Below are 16,146 nucleotides of genomic sequence, written 5' to 3'. Positions count from 1 at the left end.
CCCGGCCCGGCGACTATGGGACAATAGGCCGCCCGCACGTCCGCGGCCGCCTCCCGATTCCGACAGAACCATGACGCAGCCTACCCGTCGCCAGTTGGCCAACGCCATCCGCTTCCTTGCCGCCGATGCGGTTGAAACCGCAAAGTCCGGCCACCCCGGCATGCCCATGGGCATGGCCGACATCGCCGAAGTCCTCTGGAACGACTACCTCCGCCATAACCCGAGCAACCCGCACTGGTTCAACCGCGACCGTTTCGTGCTGTCCAACGGCCATGGTTCGATGCTGCAGTACGCGCTGCTGCACCTGAGCGGTTACGACCTGCCGATCGAGCAGCTCAAGCTGTTCCGCCAGCTGGGCAGCCACACCGCCGGCCACCCGGAGCGCCACGAGACCCCGGGCGTGGAAACCACCACCGGTCCGCTTGGCCAGGGCTTTGCCAATGCCGTGGGCTTCGCCCTGGCCGAGAAGCTGCTGGCACAGCGCTTCAACCGTCCGGAGCTGGAAGTGGTCGACCACCGCACCTGGGTGTTCATGGGCGACGGCTGCCTGATGGAAGGCGTGTCGCATGAGGCCGCTTCGCTGGCCGGCACCTGGGGCCTGCACAAGCTGGTCTGCTTCTGGGACAACAACCATATCTCCATCGACGGCAACGTCGAAGGCTGGTTCACCGACAACACCCCGGAGCGTTTCGAGGCCTATGGCTGGAACGTGGTGCGCGATGTCGATGGTCATGACCCGGAGAGCATCAAGGCCGGCATCGAGGCCGCGCTGTCGCAGAGCGACAAGCCGACACTGATCTGCTGCCGCACCACCATTGGTTTTGGTTCGCCGAACAAGGCGGGCAAGGAATCCAGCCACGGCGCACCGCTGGGCAAGGACGAACTGGAAGCCACCCGCAAGCAGCTGGGCTGGGAATACGGCCCGTTCGAGATTCCGCAGGCGATCTACGACGGCTGGCGTGCCAACGGCGCCGGCACCCTGCGCCAGGCCGAGTGGGAACAGCTGTTCGACAAGTACGCCAGCCAGTACCCGGGCGAGGCCGCCGAACTGACCCGTCGTTCGCACGGCGAACTGCCGGCCGACTTCGTTGCCAAGGCCGATGCCTACATCGCCCAGGTGGCGGCTGAAGGCCCGACGATCGCCTCGCGCAAGGCCTCGCAGCTGGCCATTGAAGCCTATGCTCCGCTGCTGCCGGAAATCGTCGGCGGCTCGGCCGACTTGGCGCACTCCAACCTGACCCTGTGGAAGGGCAGCAAGTCCGTTGCCAGCGACGACGCCAACGCCAACTACGTGTACTACGGCGTGCGCGAGTTCGGCATGACCGCCATTGCCAATGGCCTGGCCCTGCACGGTGGCTTCATTCCGTTCGACGCCACCTTCCTGGTGTTCAGCGACTACGCCCGCAACGGCGTGCGCATGAGCGCGCTGATCCCGGCCCACGCCATCCACGTCTACACCCACGACTCGATCGGCCTGGGCGAAGACGGCCCGACCCACCAGCCGGTGGAGCACCTGGCTTCGCTGCGCTACATCCCGAACAACGACGTGTGGCGTCCGTGCGATGCGGTCGAGTCGGCGGTGAGCTGGAAGGCTGCGATCACCCGCCAGGACGGCCCGAGCTGCCTGGTGTTCAGCCGCCAGAACCTGCCGCACCAGCCGCGCAGCGCCGAGCAGATTGCCCAGATCGAGCGCGGCGGTTATGTGCTGGCCGATGCTGCTGGTACCCCGGACGTGATCCTGATCGCCACGGGCTCGGAAGTCTCGCTGGCCACCGAAGCCAAGGCCCAGCTGGACGCGGCCGGTATCAAGACCCGCGTGGTCTCGATGCCGTCCACCGACGTGTTCCTGCGCCAGGATGCGGCCTACCGTGAATCGGTGCTGCCAAATGCCGTGCGCAAGCGCGTGGCGGTGGAAGCCGGCGTCACCGGTTTCTGGCGCCAGTTCGTCGGCCTGGACGGTGCTGTGGTCGGTATCGACACCTTCGGTGCCTCGGCGCCGGCCGATCAGCTGTACAAGCACTTCGGCATCACCACCGCCCACGTGGTGGAAGCGGCCAAGTCGCTGTAAGCCGCTTCGCGGTGCAATGAAGGAAAGGCCGGCGCACGCCGGCCTTTCCCGTTCTCCAGACCAAAAAAGGAGACGGAGGGGATCAAGTCGCATGTGCACACACGACTTGATCCCCTCCGTCCTCTTTTCCTCTGCTCGGCCCGTTCCGCCCTGCGGTGCTGCTGTCGCGTTGGCCTCTTCATCTGATCTGCGTTCTCTGCGAAAAGGAGGGCCGGCCGGCCGAGGCACCCTCAGAAGTAGTCATGGACAAGACGCACGGCGCAGAAACCACGGTGGATTTGCGGGGTGTAAGGTGATGCCTTACACTGGCGTCGCATGATCGTCAGCTTCAGGCATAAAGGCCTGAAGGCGCTCTATCAGCGGGGCGACATTTCCGGAGTCCGTGCCGATCATGTGGCTCGATTGCGGCGTTTGCTTCTGCAGCTGGATCAGGCCCGTCTGCCTGGGGACATGGGGCTGCCCGGAAATCGCCTGCACCCCCTGCGCGGGAGCTATAGCGGCTACTGGGCGGTAAGTGTCTCGGCGAGTTGGCGATTGGTGTTCCGCTTTCGTGGGCTCGACGTCGAACTGGTCGATTACCTTGATTACCACTAGGAGTCTGCTCGATGCCGTTGCATGATCCGCCGCATCCCGGGGAATCGCTGCGCGAAGATATCCTGCCGGCGATCAGTATGTCGATCAGTGCGCTGGCACAGCATCTCGGCTATTCGCGCGGCCAGCTGTCGACGATCATCAACGGGCACGCCGGCATTTCCGCAGAACTCGCATTCCGCCTTGAGCTTGCAGGTCTGGGCAATGCTCGCATGTGGCTGGCGATGCAGGCGGCATATGACCTGTGGCAGGTCGAGCATCGAGCACATCCGCCTATTGCCCGCCTGTATCTTGAGGATGCAGTGAGGATAGAGCGGTAGATCCGCGCCATGCGTGGATGAGAAAAAGGGGACAGAGGGGATCAAGTCGCATGTGCACATACGACTTGATCCCCTCCGTCCCCTTTTTTCAGGCAGTGCGCGCCAGTGCCAAGCGCAGCAGTCGCGCATCCAGACGCTCTGCGAAATCCTTCGGCGCCTGAAGGCCCATGCGCTGCAGGTACACCGCATCGCCGTCGCCTGCCGGTTGGCGCAGCGCTGCCCAGACGGTACGCAGCTTGTCGGCGCGCGTCTGCGTATTGGCCTTCAGCCAGGCCAGCGCCTTCACCAGCACCTGCTCGATCTCGTTGAAGTCGCTGCCCAAGGGATAGTCGGGCAGGCTACCATCGGCGCGGAACGGTGCCAGTGCCGCGGCCAGTGCCTGCGGCGTATTGCGCTGCAGGCGCTGCGGGTCGGGCTGGGACACCGCCAGCAGCTTGCGCGAGGCCTGCGCCTGCTGCAGCAGCTCATCCTGGAACGGCGCCTCGGTGATCGCGGTCATTGCGTGCACGCAGTCCTCGTCGGTCAGCCCGCGCAGGTCGGCGATGCCGTATTCGTTGAGGTAGATGTCGCGCAGGTGGCGGGGGATGGTGGTGTGCCCGTAGTTCCAGCGCACGTTGGATGCGCGCTGGCCCTTGTCATCGCGCGCGGCGCGGAACATCAGCACGCTGCGCGCTTCCGGCAGCGCATGTGCCATCGCCACGAAGTTGTATTGGCCGCCCACACCGGATACCACGCGTCCATCGTCCAGCGCGTCCGACACCGCCGCGCCCAGCGCGGTGGCCATCATGCAGGAGTTGAAGAAGCGCGCATGGCGGCGCTGCAGGCGTTCCAGCGTTTCGTTGCCGCCGTACAGCTGGTTGATCTCGCTGATGCGGCGCATGCCGATCGCGCGGCATTCGTCTTCCGGCAACGTGCGCAGCCATTCGTAGAATTCCGGCGAGCCCAGGTAGAACGCGCCGTGCAGGTACTCACCCTCGGCGGCCAGGGTGGCGTGGTCGATCGACAACGTGCTGCCGTTCTCGATGCGCTGCATCAGCGCTAGGTCGTCGTGCACCTTGCGCTTGATCACCCCGGTCTGCACCAGCCGCCGGAAGCCTTCGTTGAGCATCTCGCTGCAGCCGTACAGGCCCACCTCGAACGGGTCCAGCCCACCGATTTCCTGCACCAGCGGGTGGCTGACCAGCTGCGGATCCAGCGCATGCAGCACGCGGCGGTAGCGCGCGTTGTCGGTGTGCCGCAGCACCAGTGCATGGCTGAGTGCATCAGCCAGCGTGCCGATGCCGATCTGCAGGGTGCCGCCGTCGCGCACCAGCGTGCTGGCATACAGGCCGATGGCATAGTCGGCGTCGCCGACCGGCTGCCTCGGCAACCCGAACAGCGCGGGGTACGGCGGTGGGGGGGTGATCACCAGATCGAAGAACGTCACATCCACCGTGGCCGAGCCGCCCAGATAGGGCAGCTGCGGATCGATCTCGGCGATCATCAATGGGCGCGGCAGGCCGCGCGCGGTCATCGCATCCAGCGTGTCCTGGGTGATGTCGTTGTTGCACGACAGCGAAAGCCGGCGATCATCCGGCCGCATTGCCACCTTCTGCACGATCACCTGCGGCGCGCGCTGCGCCACCGCATCGGCGGCGTGGGTGTAGTTCAGGCTGGTATAGCTGGACTGCGCCTGCCGTGAACCGAGCAGGGCGCCGGACTGCATGTAGAACTCTTCCACCTGTACGTGCGCCGGCAGCGCGTCACGCGCGATCGCATCGGCATAGGCCAGGCGCGGGAAATCGTCGCCGAAATGGCGCTGCGCGAACGGTGCAAGGAAGCGCGCTTCCAGGCCGTTGCCACGTGCCTTGGGCGGGTTCAGCGACAGCGCGGTATACAGCTGCAGCGGCCGCGAAGGGTCGTGCTCGACGCGTGCGTACAGGGCATTGAGCAGCCGGTGCGGCTTGCCCAGTGCCAGCGGTGCCCCGACCCGCAGCGGCCCGTCCACGCGCGCAAACAACCAGTCGACAGCGGCGTCCAGGTCGGTGAGGTGTTCGGTCATGCGGGGCGGTCCTGCGTGTGGGGAGTGCAGGCATTACAGCATGTCGGGCTTGAACCGCCGTCGACGCGACACTTCGGTGCCGGCCACCATGAACTGCCCATCGCCGCGGTAGTGCACCGTGCGCGGCAGCTTCGGCCGTGGCGCTACGTGTGCGCGCACGATTTCCCAGATGAACAGATTGCTCGATGCAACCTGGCTATCGTCGTACAAGCGGCATTCGAAATTCGAGTGGCATTGCCCGACCAGCGGCGCGCCGACCTCGCGTGCGGGCAACGCGTCGAGCCCGAACCGGGCGAATTTGTCGACCTCGCGACCGCTGCAATTGCCGATGTCGACCACGGTATCGAGCAGCTCCACGCCGGGTACGTTGATCACGCACTCGCCACTGCCGACGGCCAGGGCATGGCTGTGGTTTTCATTCCAGAGGTAGGTGGCGACCAACGACGGCGAAAAGCCCATCACCATGTGCCAGCCCATCGTCATCAGGTTGCGCTGGCCGCGCCAGGCGGTACTGACCAGCACGATCGGGCCGGGTTCGAGGAAGCGGCGGGCCTGCTCGACCGGGAAATCCTTCTTGGGCAGCGCTTTCATCCGGGGCCTGGGGCGGGAGGAATCGATGCTGGCGCAGCCGGGATGAAACCGGAGTCGAGGGGCTTGACAGGCAGGACGATTACGCGCGTAATCGAAGAATCGATTACGGATGTAAACCATGATCCCTATCAGCGAAGCCGAAGCCGTTGTGATGGAGGTGCTGTGGCAGAAGGCACCGCGTAGCGCCGACGAAGTGGTCGCCGCGCTGGCCCACCGCGACTGGGCCGAACCGACCATCAAGACCCTGCTCAACCGCCTGCTGACCAAGGGCGCGATCGCCGCCCAGCGCGATGGCCGGCGCTACCTGTATCGACCCCTGCTGCAACGCCAGGCATGGGTGGAAGCGCAGAGCCAGGACTTCATCGGGCGTGTCTTTGAAGGGCGCGTGGCACCGCTGGTCGCGCACTTCAGCGAACGCGGCCAGTTGAGCGCGCAGGACATCGCCGAACTGAAGAAGCTGATCCAGGAGCTGGACCATGAATGAGCTGCTCGACGGGTTGTTGCAGTCCAGCCTGTGGCTGGCGGTGGGCGTGCTGTTGCTGGCGGCGCTGCGACCGTTGCTGGTGCGGATGGGCGGCGCAGGGCTGGCCTACCGTAGCTGGTGGCTGCTGCCGATGCTGCTGGTGGCACTGATGCTGCCGTTGCCGCAGGTTGCGTTGTTGCAGCAGGTACCCACGCTGCCGCTGAAAGTGATGCCCGGTGCGCTTGATAGCGTGGCCGGGCATTCGCTTTCATGGGCCGGGCTGTTGTTCGCGCTGTGGGCGCTGGGCGCGGGCATCTGCCTGCTGCGCGACCTGCGCGCACAACGCCGTTTCGAACGGCGGATGGGTCCACTGACGCCGCGCACCGATGGCAGCTGGCAGGCCAGCGGCGATCCCGGCCTGCCCGCGCTGGTGGGCCTGTGGCGGCCGCGCATCGTGGTCGGCCCGGCATTCGACCAGCAGTTCAGTGCACAGGAGCAGGGCCTGATCCTGCAACACGAGCGCAACCACCGTCGCAACGGCGATCACTGGGCCAACGGCGCTCTGCTGCTGGCGCGCGTGGTGTTCTGGTTCCACCCGCTGCTGCCATGGGCCGCACGCCGCTTCCTGCGCGATCAGGAACTGGCCTGCGATGCCCGCACCATCGGTCCGCAGCCTGCGCTGCGCGGCCTCTATGCCAGCACGCTGCTGAAGGCGCAGCTGGTCCACCCGGTTGCGCCCGCGGTTTGCCATTGGCGCAGCCAACCCGTGTTGAAGGAGCGTATCGCCATGTTGAAGCAGTCCAAGCGGAAGGCATTGCCGTGGGTGTCCGGGCAGGTGCTGGTGGTCGGGTTGTGTGTGGGCATGGGCGCGGTGGCATGGGCCAGCCAGGGCGGTGCGGCCGGTGGCACCCGGATCGGTGTCGAGCCGTTCGAACATGCGCAGGACGATGCGGCCAAGGCGGGGTTGGACCGGCCGATCCAGGTGGACAAGATGCCGCCGCCGTCCTATCCGAAGTCCGCCGTCGAGCAACGCCAGGTAGGCGTGGTCAATCTGCGCATCGAAGTGGATGCACAGGGCCATCCGACCGATGTGCGGGTACTCAGTGCGACCAATCCGGGGGTGTTCGACGCCGTCTCCGTCGCCGCCGCGCGCAGCTGGACCTATCGTCCCGCGGTGAAGAACGGCAAGCCGGTGGCCGGTGCCGTACGCATTCCGATCACCTACGCCATGGATGACACCGAGGACGCGAAGTGAAGTCCGCGCCGCTGTTGATGATGGCGGCGCTGCTGGTGGGGTGTGCAACCCAGGATCGCCTGACCACCGTCGATACCCGCAGCGAGAATGTCGGTCACCAGCGCCTGCAGCCGCAGGCGGGCGGCGGCAGTGGGCAGCTGCAGGTGTATTCGCTGGGTGCGACCGAGGGCTACCGGATGCCGCAACTGTACGCGGCACCGGACCCGGAGGTAGGCGATCGCGACCCGCGCGCGGAACTGGCGCCGACCACCATCTGCCTGCAGGTGGTGGTTGATGCCAACGGCGACGTCGAGCGCAGCCTGCCATTGACCGATCGCCCGGAGTGCGCGGCAGGTGCTGCGGGCGAGAATGCGCCCCTGCTGCAGGCAGCGCAGGAAGCCGTGGCGATGTGGAAGTACTCGTCCGCAGCGGTCTGCCACTTCGCGGCCGGCAAGGTGCCTGCCAATCGCGGTGACTGCCGCGGCGCCGAGCGTGTCGAACCGGTGGCCGTCACCCTGCAATACGCCTTTACCTTCGAGATCGTGAAGGGCCAGCACGTGGTGCGCACGCAGGGAAAATGATCGCTCGCGATGACCGGGGTAGCGCCGGGCCATGCCCGGCGGGCGCAGCGGCGTGGATCAGGCCCCGCCCTGGATGTTGGCCTTCACTGCGGGCTGCATCAGCTTCGGTTCTTCCAGCGTCGCATCGCGGGCCTGGCGCACGCTGACGAACTCCGCCTCGGCCACGCCGTCGTGCACGTGGATGTTGTGCGCGCGCTGTTCGCCGATGGTGGTCTCGTTGGCGAACCCGCGGCCACCCGGGCCGTAGTCGTGGCAGACGAATACACGCGTCGCATCGGGCAGGGCCAGCAGACGCTGGATCGAGCGGTACAACTGCGCGGCATCGCCGCCCGGGAAATCGCAGCGGGCGGTGCCGCCATCGGGCATGAACAGCGAGTCGCCGGTGAACAGCGCATCGCCGATCAGATAGGCGATGCTGTCGCTGGTGTGGCCGGGCACGGCGATGACCTGACAGCGCAGTTCGCCCAGAGCGAAGGTCTCGCCATCGCTGAACAGGCGATCGAAGATCTCATCGGCGGCCGGAAGCTGCAGGCCGTAGCGCGGCGCAAAAGTGGCCTGCACCGCACGGATGCCTTCGCCGATGCCCAGCGTGGCCTGCGGAAAGCGGTGCTTGAGCCGGCGCCCTGCCGACACATGATCGGCGTGGGCATGCGTCTCCAGCAGCCAGCGCAGCTGCAGGCCTTGTTGTTCGATGGCCTTCAGCACGGCGCGCAGCGGTGCTTCGCTGCTGGCGTCGGTATCCGGGTCGTAGTCCAGTACCGGGTCGATCAGCGCTGCCTCGCCACTTGCCGGGTCGCTGACCAGATAGCTGAAGGTGTTGCTGTCACGGTGGAAGAACGACTGAACCTGGACCGACATTGGAACGCTCCTCAGCGCGTGCCGAGCACGCGGTTCAGCAACTGCGCCAGGTTCTCACCGGCCAGTCGCAGCTGCGCTTCGGCCAGCGGCCGGTAGCGCTCGGTGTATTCGTCACCGATTTTACGCGTGGCCGGATAAACGCCGGCTTGCATGGAAATGCGGCAGCTGGCCTCGGCCCACGTCTGCGGGTCGCGCTGCGGGTTGGACTGGCGCGCCAGCTTCGGCGCGCGCTGGCTCTGCAGCACCGGCAGATAGCCGGCATCGTCCAGCTTGCGGGTGTTCAGCATGCCGCTGTCCCACAGCGAATGCAGGTTGGTACCACGGTTGCCGAACTGCAGCTGGAAATCGTTGCCGCCCTTGTCGTGGGCGTAGCCGGCGTGCATCGGCTGGTGGATGTCGCCGACCAGATGCACGACGAACTTCAGCGCCTGCAGGCGCTCGCCGTCGGTCAGGCTGCGATCGCCGAGGATGGCGCTCTGTGCCTTCAGGGCCTCGACGATGCAGTTGCCGTTTTTGCAGTGCTTCGGTGCTTCGTAGTGGCAGTTGTCTTCGGCGATGTTGACGTAGTGCCAGCCGGCCGAGCGGCGGCCCAGGCCCGGGTCCTTGGCGCGCAGCTGGTCAGCCCACGGCGCGATGCTGGCCAGCGTGGCGTCCGGTTCGGTGGCCAGCAGGCGGTCCACTTCGGCGCGGGCGGCGGGGCTGAGGCGGGCGTCGGCGACTTCGGCAACAAGGCGGTGGCCTTGCGCGCCCCAGGCATGTGCGGGGGCGGAGACGGACAGCAGGGCCGGCGCCAGGGCGGCGGCGAGGAACAGGGAGTGCAGGGCTTTCATGTGCACATTCTAGCGGGGGGAGATGGATTGGAGAGCGGCGCGTTCCTGTCTGCTTAGGGCTGGCTGCAGGGGCAGGCGCTGCGGGACACGCTGCAAGTACATCCCTGTAAGCTCGGCCGCGGCATCCATGCCGCGGACGGTCCCGCAGCGCCTGCCCCTGCAGCCCCCATCCAACATGGCCGCGGAGGCGGATGCAAACGTCAAAGGCAACATCAAAAACGAATGCAGGATCAAAATCCGCCTTCTGCAATTGCAGGCAACCATTACGCCTCGGATGCACGGTTCTGCTCTTGCCTTTGCTTGAGCTGGCACGCGCGCAGTGGTTGGACGGGGCCCCGCTCCCCGCCTCGCCCCAGCTCCGGAACTGCTTCAGTCCCAGGAACAAAAAAGCCCCGGCAATCACCGGGGCAACATGCTGCGAGGGTTTCGCGTGCAGCGGGGGGGCGGGGGCGAAGCCCCTGCGCCCAACACACCGCTTAGAACTTGAAGACGTACGAAGCGCCGTAGACCAGCGGATCGATGTTGACCGTGCCGATCTTCTCGCCGTTCAACTTCACCTTGCTGTCGATGTCGATCCAGCGCATGTCAACGCGCAGCGCGCCCTTCTCGCCGATCGCGAAGTCCACGCCCGCATGCGCGGCCAGGCCCCACGAATCCTGCAGCTTCAGGCGGCTGTCCTTCAGCGCACCGGTGGTGTCTTCGCTGAAGAAGGTGGTGTAGTTCACGCCCGCACCAATGAACGGCGACACCTTGCCCTTGCTGTTGAAATGGTACTGCAGGGTGACCACCGGCGGCAGCTGCTTGGTGCTGCCGACGCGGCCGAGGCCGTTGATGTTGATGTCGTGCTTGAACGGCAGCGCCGCCAGCACTTCGATGCCCAGATTGTCGGCGATGAAGTATTCACCGGTGATGGTCGGCTTCACGTCGTTGTCGACGTCGACCTTCAGGGTGCCGCCGGCCAGCCAGCCGTTGTTCGACTTCGGCGCCACCTGGTGCACGCCGGCCGAGATCGTCCAGTCGCCCTTGGACTGGGCCATGGCCGGAGCGGCGGCGAGGGACAAGGCTGCGGCCAGGCCGGCCAGGATCAGGGGGGAGGTCTTGCGCATGGGGGTGATCTCGTTGCTGGGTGGATGGCGACAGTCTCGGCCTCACGCCGTGCTAACGCTTTGATCCGGATCAAATCCTGTCCGTGGGCCCGCCGGCGGCCCCCGACTGGCCCACGGTGGCCAGCGGCGGTTTGCTAGACTTGTGGGCCCTATCCATCCCGCCGCACCTGTCGCGGCCGCAGGAGCTTGAGAAATGGCAATCAAGGTTGGTATCAACGGTTTCGGTCGCATCGGGCGTAACGTCCTGCGCTCGGCGGTGCTGAACTTCGGCGACGACATCGAAATCGTGGCCATCAACGATCTGCTGGAGCCGGACTACCTGGCGTACATGCTCAAGTACGACTCCGTGCACGGCCGCTTCCAGGCCGACGTGGCGGTGCAGGGCAACGACCTGCTGGTCAACGGCAAGAAGATCCGCCTGACCCAGGAACGCGACCCGGCCAACCTGAAGTGGAACGAGGTGGACGTGGACGTGGTGATCGAGTCCACCGGCCTGTTCCTGACCAAGGAAACCGCGCAGAAGCACATCGATGCCGGCGCGAAGAAGGTCATCATGTCGGCACCGTCGAAGGACGACACCCCGATGTTCGTCTACGGCGTGAACGACAAGACCTACGCCGGCCAGGCGATCATCTCCAACGCGTCGTGCACCACCAACTGCCTGGCCCCGCTGGCCAAGGTCATCAACGACAAGTGGGGCATCAAGCGTGGCCTGATGACCACGGTGCATGCGGCCACCGCCACCCAGAAGACCGTCGATGGCCCGTCCAACAAGGACTGGCGCGGCGGCCGTGGCATCTTGGAAAACATCATTCCGTCGTCCACCGGTGCGGCAAAGGCCGTCGGCGTGGTCATTCCGGAACTGAACAAGAAGCTGACCGGCATGAGCTTCCGCGTCCCGACCTCCGACGTGTCGGTGGTCGACCTGACCGTCGAGCTGGAAAAGGAAGCCGCCTACGCCGAGATCTGCGCCGAAGTGAAGGCACAGAGCGAAGGCGCGCTGAAGGGCATCCTGGGCTACACCGAAGACAAGGTGGTGGCCACCGATTTCGTCGGTGAAACCCACACCTCGGTGTTCGACGCAGACGCCGGCATCGCCCTGGACGGCACCTTCGTCAAGCTCGTGTCGTGGTACGACAACGAGTGGGGCTATTCCAACAAGTGCCTGGAAATGGCCAAGGTTGTCGCCGCCAAGTAAGGCCGGCGAAGATCGCACGCGGACCCCGGCCTGGCCGGGGTTCGTCGTTTATGGGGCCGGCCCTGTCGTAGCATGGCCCGGTCGACCGCTGCCGCTGGGGCGCGGGATTGCAATGGAAGCATGCAATGGAAGCATTGATAGCCCTGGTGGTATTGGTTCTGCTGGCCATCCCGCTGCTGCTGGTGGTGGCGCTGGTGATGATTGCTGGCCTGCGCCGCCGTGTGGCCGCGCTGGAAGCCGCCATGGCTGCCGCGCCGGCCGCCCGGTCGGTTGCAGCCGAGCCTGCGCCGGAACGGTCTGCGCCCCTGCCTGTGGCCGGCGCCGATCCGCCGTTCCTGCGGCCGGTGGCGGCTGCCGCACCGCCTCCGCCCCAGCCAACGCCACCGCCGGTGCGCGAAGCGGTGTCTGCGGCAGTGGAGGCGCCGCGCCCGGTCGCACCACCGCCGGTGCCACCCGCGCCGGTGCAGCCGCCGTTGCCCCCCGAACCGGCACTGCCCAACTTCATCGAGCGCGGCATCGGCGCGGTCAAGCGCTGGTTCACCGAGGGCAACGTGCCGGTCAAGATCGGCATGCTGGTGCTGCTGGCCGGTGTTGCCGCGCTGTTGAAGTACGTCAGCGACCAGGGCTGGCTGGTGCTGCCGATCGAGCTGCGCCTGGCCGGTGTCACCGTGGGTGCGCTGGGCCTGTTGGCGTTCGGCTGGCACCAGCGCGAGCGCCGGCGCCTGTTCGCACTGGCACTGCAGGGCGGTGCCATCGGCGTGTTGCTGCTGACCATCTTCGCCGCCTTCAAACGGTTCGAGCTGCTCAACCCCGGGTTTGCCTTCGCCAGTTCGATCGCGCTGGTGGCCGGCCTGTGCGTGCTGGCGGTGGTGCAGAACTCGCGCACGTTGGCGGTGCTGGGCATCCTCGCCGGCTTCATGGCACCGCTGTGGCTGTCCACCGGCAGTGGCAACCACGTGGGGCTGTTCAGCTACTACGCGGTGCTCAACGCTGGCATCTTCGCCATCGCCTGGTTCCGTCCGTGGCGTGCGCTGAACCTGCTTGGCTTCGCTTTTACCTTCGGCATCGGTACGTTCTGGGGCGTGTTGCAGTACGCGCCGGACAAGTTCAGCAGCACCGAGCCGTTCCTGCTGCTGTTCTTCGCCTTCTACCTGTTGATCCCGCTGCTGTACGCGCGCCGGCAGCCCGCCGGGCGACGTGACCTGGTCGACGGCAGCCTGGTGTTCGGCACGCCCCTGGTTGCCTTCTCGATGCAGGCGGGCATGCTGCACGAGCAGCCGATGACGCTGGCGCTGTGCGCGCTGGGCCTGGCGGCGATCTACGCCGTACTGGCGCGGGCACTGATCGCGCGCGCGTCTTACACCGTGCTGGCGCAGTCGCATGCGGTGCTGGCGGTGGGCTTCGCCACGCTGGCGGTGCCGCTGGCATTATCTGCGCGTGCCACCGGCGCGGTGTTCGCACTGGAAGGTGCGGGCCTGGCCTGGCTGGGCCTGCGCCAGAAGCGCTGGCTGCCGCAGGTGTCCGGCGCGTTGCTGCAGATCGGTGCTGCGTTCGCCTTTGTGGCCGGCGCCGACCACTGGCTCGACGACGCACGCTTCCTGCTCAACCCGACCGCCATCGGCGCGTTGCTGCTGGCCATTGCCGGCTTCGCGTCGGCGTGGAGTTACCAGCGCAGGGAGCGCCATGAGATCGCACTGGTCTACTACCTGTGGGGCCTGCTGTGGTGGCTGGGCGGTCTGGTGCACGAGATCTTCCGCTTCTTCCCGCACCGCACCCAGGCCGACGCGCTGCTTGTGCTGGTCGCAGCCACGGCCTGGCTGGCGGCTGAAGTGCAGCGCCGCCAGCCGGCACGCGCGCTGGGCGTCACCGCGCTGGCGATGCTGGCCCTGGGCTTCCCGCTGGCGCTGATGCAGAGCGATGCGCACCAGCAGCCGTTCGCCGGCTATGGCGCCCTGGCCTGGGCGGTGTTCGCGGTGCTGGGCGTCCGTACGTTGCTGTGCCTGCGCCAGGGCGGCAACACCGTGGCACGCATCGCGCAGTTCCTGTGGTGGCTGCTGTGGCCGTCGCTGCTTTCGTTGCTGGCCCTGTGGGGCGGTGGCGAGGCCGGGCTGGCACAGGGCTGGACGCTGCTGTTGTTCACGCTGCCGTGGCTGCTGATGGCGGCGCTATCGTTGTGGCGCTGGGACGCACTGCGGTGGCCCCTGGGGGCTGCCTTCGACAGCGTGCGCCTACCGTTGCAGTGCGTGCTGTTCGGCCTGCTGTCCGCAGGCTGGCTGTTCGGCCAGTTGCTGCCGGGTGACGCAGCGCCGCTGCCGTGGCTGCCGGTGTTGAACCCGGCCGAGCTGGGGCAGTGGTTGAGCCTGGCGCTGCTGGCGCGCTGGCTGTACAGCGGGCAGGCACCGCGGGCGCTGGTGGCGATCCGGCTGCCGCTGTTGGCATTGGCCATCTTCGTCGCGCTGACCAGCCTGGTGCTGCATGGCGTGCATCAGTGGGGCGGCCTGTCGTGGAGTTCGTCGATGATGCGTTCCAGCCTGGCGCAGACCAGCCTGACCGTGCTGTGGAGCGTGCTCGGCGTGATCGCCTGGGTCTGGGGTTCGCGCCGTGGCCAGCGCGTGTTGTGGATGGTGGGAGCGGTGCTGATGGGCGTGGTGTTGGCCAAGCTGGTGCTTGTCGATCGCCAGCACCTGGGCAACCTGCTGGGCATCGCATCGTTCATCGCCTACGGCCTGCTGTGCACGGTCGTGGGTTATCTGGCACCGGCGCCGCCCAGCGCGGCGCCGACCGTGGAGGAAAAACAATGAAGACGTGGAGCAGGGCGCTGCTGCCGGCGATGTTCGGCATGCTGGCCGCCATCACCGCACAGGCTGCCGATTACCGTACCCAGTACGCCGAACAGTGGCCGCTGACGTTGTCCAGCGCACAATCGGGTGCCTACCGTGTCGTGCTGGAACCGGCGATCTACCGTCGCTCCGGTAGCGCAGACCTGGGTGACGTGCAGGTGTTCAATGCCGCCGGCCAATCGTTGCCGTCGGCATTGCTCGCGCCGGACCAGCCGCTGGCACAACCGCCGGTGCAGCGGGAACTGCCGTGGTTCGCGTTGCCGCCGCTGGCCGAAGCACAGCGTAACGACCTGCAGTTGCTGACCGAGCGCGATACCGATGGCCGTGTCCGTCGCGTGGAAGCACGCGTGACTGGCGGTGCAAGGGCCAACGGGCAGGGCGGCTGGCTGATCGACGCCAGTGTGCTGGGCCAGCAGCCGCTGGCGGCGCTGGTACTGGATTGGGCCGACAGTGGCCAGCCGTTGCAGGCTCAGGTGCAGCTGGACGTCAGCGACGACCTGCAGCATTGGCGCGCACTTGGCCGCGACATCCCGCTGGTGGATCTGCAGCGTGCCGGCAAGCGCCTGCTGCAGCGCCGCCTGCAGGTGGATGGGGAAGCGCGCTATCTGCGCGTGCTGGCGCAGGGCGATGCCCGTCTGCCAACGTTGCGCAGCGTACTGGCCGAGCTGCCGCCGGCGCCGGCAACGCTGCCGTGGGAGTGGTTGTCGCTGGCACCGACCTCGAAGGGCAAGGGCGAATACACCTTCGAGATGGATGGCCGCTTCCCGGCGGCGCGTGCCGACGTGGCCAGCACTGACAACAGCCTGGTGCAGTGGACTTTGTTCAGCCGCGATGACGAGAGCGCGGAGTGGCAGCGCCGCAGCGCACCGTGGATTGCCTATCAGCTGCAGCAGGGCGCGCAGGGCCAACGGCAGCAATCGGCCGCGCAGCCGCTGGGCGGGGTGCATCGGGATCGCTATTGGAAGCTGGTGGCGAATCCCGCCGAAACGGCCACCGCACCGACTCTGCGCCTGGGTTACCAGCCCGAAGTACTGGTATTCCTGAGCCAGGGTGCAGCGCCATATGCACTGGCAGTGGGCAGCGCGACCGCGCGCCGCATGGAAGCGCCGATCGGCGTGCTGATTGAAGAGCTGCGCCAGCGTAATGATCCGTCGTGGCAGCCGACACTGGCGCGCCTGGAAGGCAGTCCGGAACCGCTGGCCGGCGATGCGGCGCTGAAGCCGCAGCACGATTGGAAGGCGTGGTTGCTGTGGGCGCTGCTGGGGCTGGGTGTGTTGGTTGTTGGCGGCCTGGCGGTCAGCCTGCTTCGGCAGAAGCCGGCGCCTTCGGCGTAGGTTCCGGCGAACGGCGCAGCCCCTCGTGGGTGGGGTTGGTCGTGCAAAGCAAAAGCAAAAGCCGCGCTTGACCGGGCGGGGTGGGTTCGTG

At 66.8% G+C, this 16,146-nt stretch carries 14 protein-coding genes; 9 read left to right on the top strand and 5 right to left on the bottom strand.

Features of this window, described 5'->3' with window-relative positions:
- Positions 1-70: 70 nt before the first annotated feature.
- From tkt to N5C25_RS10795, 3 genes are all read left to right on the top strand, one after another.
- Positions 71-2,068, top strand: coding sequence for a transketolase (tkt, locus tag N5C25_RS10805; RefSeq protein WP_058980496.1), 1,998 nt, complete (start codon positions 71-73; stop codon positions 2,066-2,068).
- 315 nt (positions 2,069-2,383) lie between these two features.
- Positions 2,384-2,662, top strand: a complete 279-nt coding sequence (locus N5C25_RS10800) for a type II toxin-antitoxin system RelE/ParE family toxin (RefSeq protein WP_251102993.1) — start codon at positions 2,384-2,386, stop codon at positions 2,660-2,662.
- Positions 2,663-2,673: 11 nt separating this feature from the next.
- Positions 2,674-2,979 carry a HigA family addiction module antitoxin gene (locus tag N5C25_RS10795; RefSeq protein WP_014038309.1) on the top strand — a complete coding sequence of 102 codons (306 nt, stop codon included), beginning with the start codon at positions 2,674-2,676 and terminating at the stop codon, positions 2,977-2,979.
- A gap of 88 nt (positions 2,980-3,067) precedes the next feature.
- On the opposite strand, the gene N5C25_RS10790 is transcribed toward N5C25_RS10795, so the two are convergent.
- Positions 3,068-5,020, bottom strand: a complete 1,953-nt coding sequence (locus N5C25_RS10790) for an acetyl-CoA hydrolase/transferase C-terminal domain-containing protein (protein WP_058980494.1) — start codon at positions 5,018-5,020, stop codon at positions 3,068-3,070.
- A gap of 33 nt (positions 5,021-5,053) precedes the next feature.
- Complete coding sequence (locus tag N5C25_RS10785) at positions 5,054-5,611, bottom strand: flavin reductase family protein (protein ID WP_058980493.1); 558 nt, start codon at positions 5,609-5,611, stop codon at positions 5,054-5,056.
- A gap of 118 nt (positions 5,612-5,729) precedes the next feature.
- On the opposite strand from N5C25_RS10785, the gene N5C25_RS10780 reads away from it, so the two are divergent.
- The 3 genes from N5C25_RS10780 to N5C25_RS10770 are packed head-to-tail and all read left to right on the top strand — an operon-like array spanning position 5,730 to position 7,889.
- Positions 5,730-6,095, top strand: coding sequence for a BlaI/MecI/CopY family transcriptional regulator (locus tag N5C25_RS10780; RefSeq protein WP_279936927.1), 366 nt, complete (start codon positions 5,730-5,732; stop codon positions 6,093-6,095).
- Positions 6,088-7,329, top strand: a complete 1,242-nt coding sequence (locus tag N5C25_RS10775; protein WP_058980491.1) for a TonB family protein — start codon at positions 6,088-6,090, stop codon at positions 7,327-7,329. The genes N5C25_RS10780 and N5C25_RS10775 overlap by 8 nt, the downstream gene beginning before the upstream one ends.
- Positions 7,326-7,889, top strand: coding sequence for a hypothetical protein (locus N5C25_RS10770; protein ID WP_010484079.1), 564 nt, complete (start codon positions 7,326-7,328; stop codon positions 7,887-7,889). Before N5C25_RS10775 ends, N5C25_RS10770 begins: the two co-directional genes overlap by 4 nt.
- A 57-nt stretch (positions 7,890-7,946) precedes the next feature.
- On the opposite strand, the gene N5C25_RS10765 is transcribed toward N5C25_RS10770, so the two are convergent.
- The 3 genes from N5C25_RS10765 to N5C25_RS10755 all read right to left on the bottom strand — a co-directional run bounded on the left by N5C25_RS10765 (position 7,947) and on the right by N5C25_RS10755 (position 10,683).
- Complete coding sequence (locus tag N5C25_RS10765) at positions 7,947-8,747, bottom strand: MBL fold metallo-hydrolase (RefSeq protein WP_058980489.1); 801 nt, start codon at positions 8,745-8,747, stop codon at positions 7,947-7,949.
- 11 nt (positions 8,748-8,758) lie between these two features.
- Complete coding sequence (locus N5C25_RS10760; protein WP_171955073.1) at positions 8,759-9,577, bottom strand: S1/P1 nuclease; 819 nt, start codon at positions 9,575-9,577, stop codon at positions 8,759-8,761.
- 476 nt (positions 9,578-10,053) lie between these two features.
- Positions 10,054-10,683, bottom strand: a complete 630-nt coding sequence (locus N5C25_RS10755) for an OmpW family outer membrane protein (RefSeq protein WP_058982363.1) — start codon at positions 10,681-10,683, stop codon at positions 10,054-10,056.
- Between the two features lie 193 nt (positions 10,684-10,876).
- On the opposite strand from N5C25_RS10755, the gene gap reads away from it, so the two are divergent.
- The 3 genes from gap to N5C25_RS10740 all read left to right on the top strand — a co-directional run bounded on the left by gap (position 10,877) and on the right by N5C25_RS10740 (position 16,055).
- Complete coding sequence (gene gap / locus N5C25_RS10750; protein WP_279936926.1) at positions 10,877-11,881, top strand: type I glyceraldehyde-3-phosphate dehydrogenase; 1,005 nt, start codon at positions 10,877-10,879, stop codon at positions 11,879-11,881.
- Positions 11,882-12,006: 125 nt separating this feature from the next.
- Positions 12,007-14,682 (top strand): DUF2339 domain-containing protein, encoded by a 2,676-nt coding sequence (locus tag N5C25_RS10745; RefSeq protein WP_279936925.1) that lies wholly within the window; start codon positions 12,007-12,009, stop codon positions 14,680-14,682.
- Complete coding sequence (locus N5C25_RS10740) at positions 14,679-16,055, top strand: DUF3999 domain-containing protein (RefSeq protein WP_058982358.1); 1,377 nt, start codon at positions 14,679-14,681, stop codon at positions 16,053-16,055. The genes N5C25_RS10745 and N5C25_RS10740 overlap by 4 nt, the downstream gene beginning before the upstream one ends.
- Positions 16,056-16,146: the final 91 nt, after the last annotated feature.

Origin of the sequence: Stenotrophomonas sp. GD03958, assembly GCF_029839005.1 — a bacterium.
GTDB classification, from domain to species: domain Bacteria; phylum Pseudomonadota; class Gammaproteobacteria; order Xanthomonadales; family Xanthomonadaceae; genus Stenotrophomonas; species Stenotrophomonas hibiscicola.
Note: the sequence above shows the minus strand (reverse complement) of the source record. Positions and strands in the feature narration are given on the sequence as shown.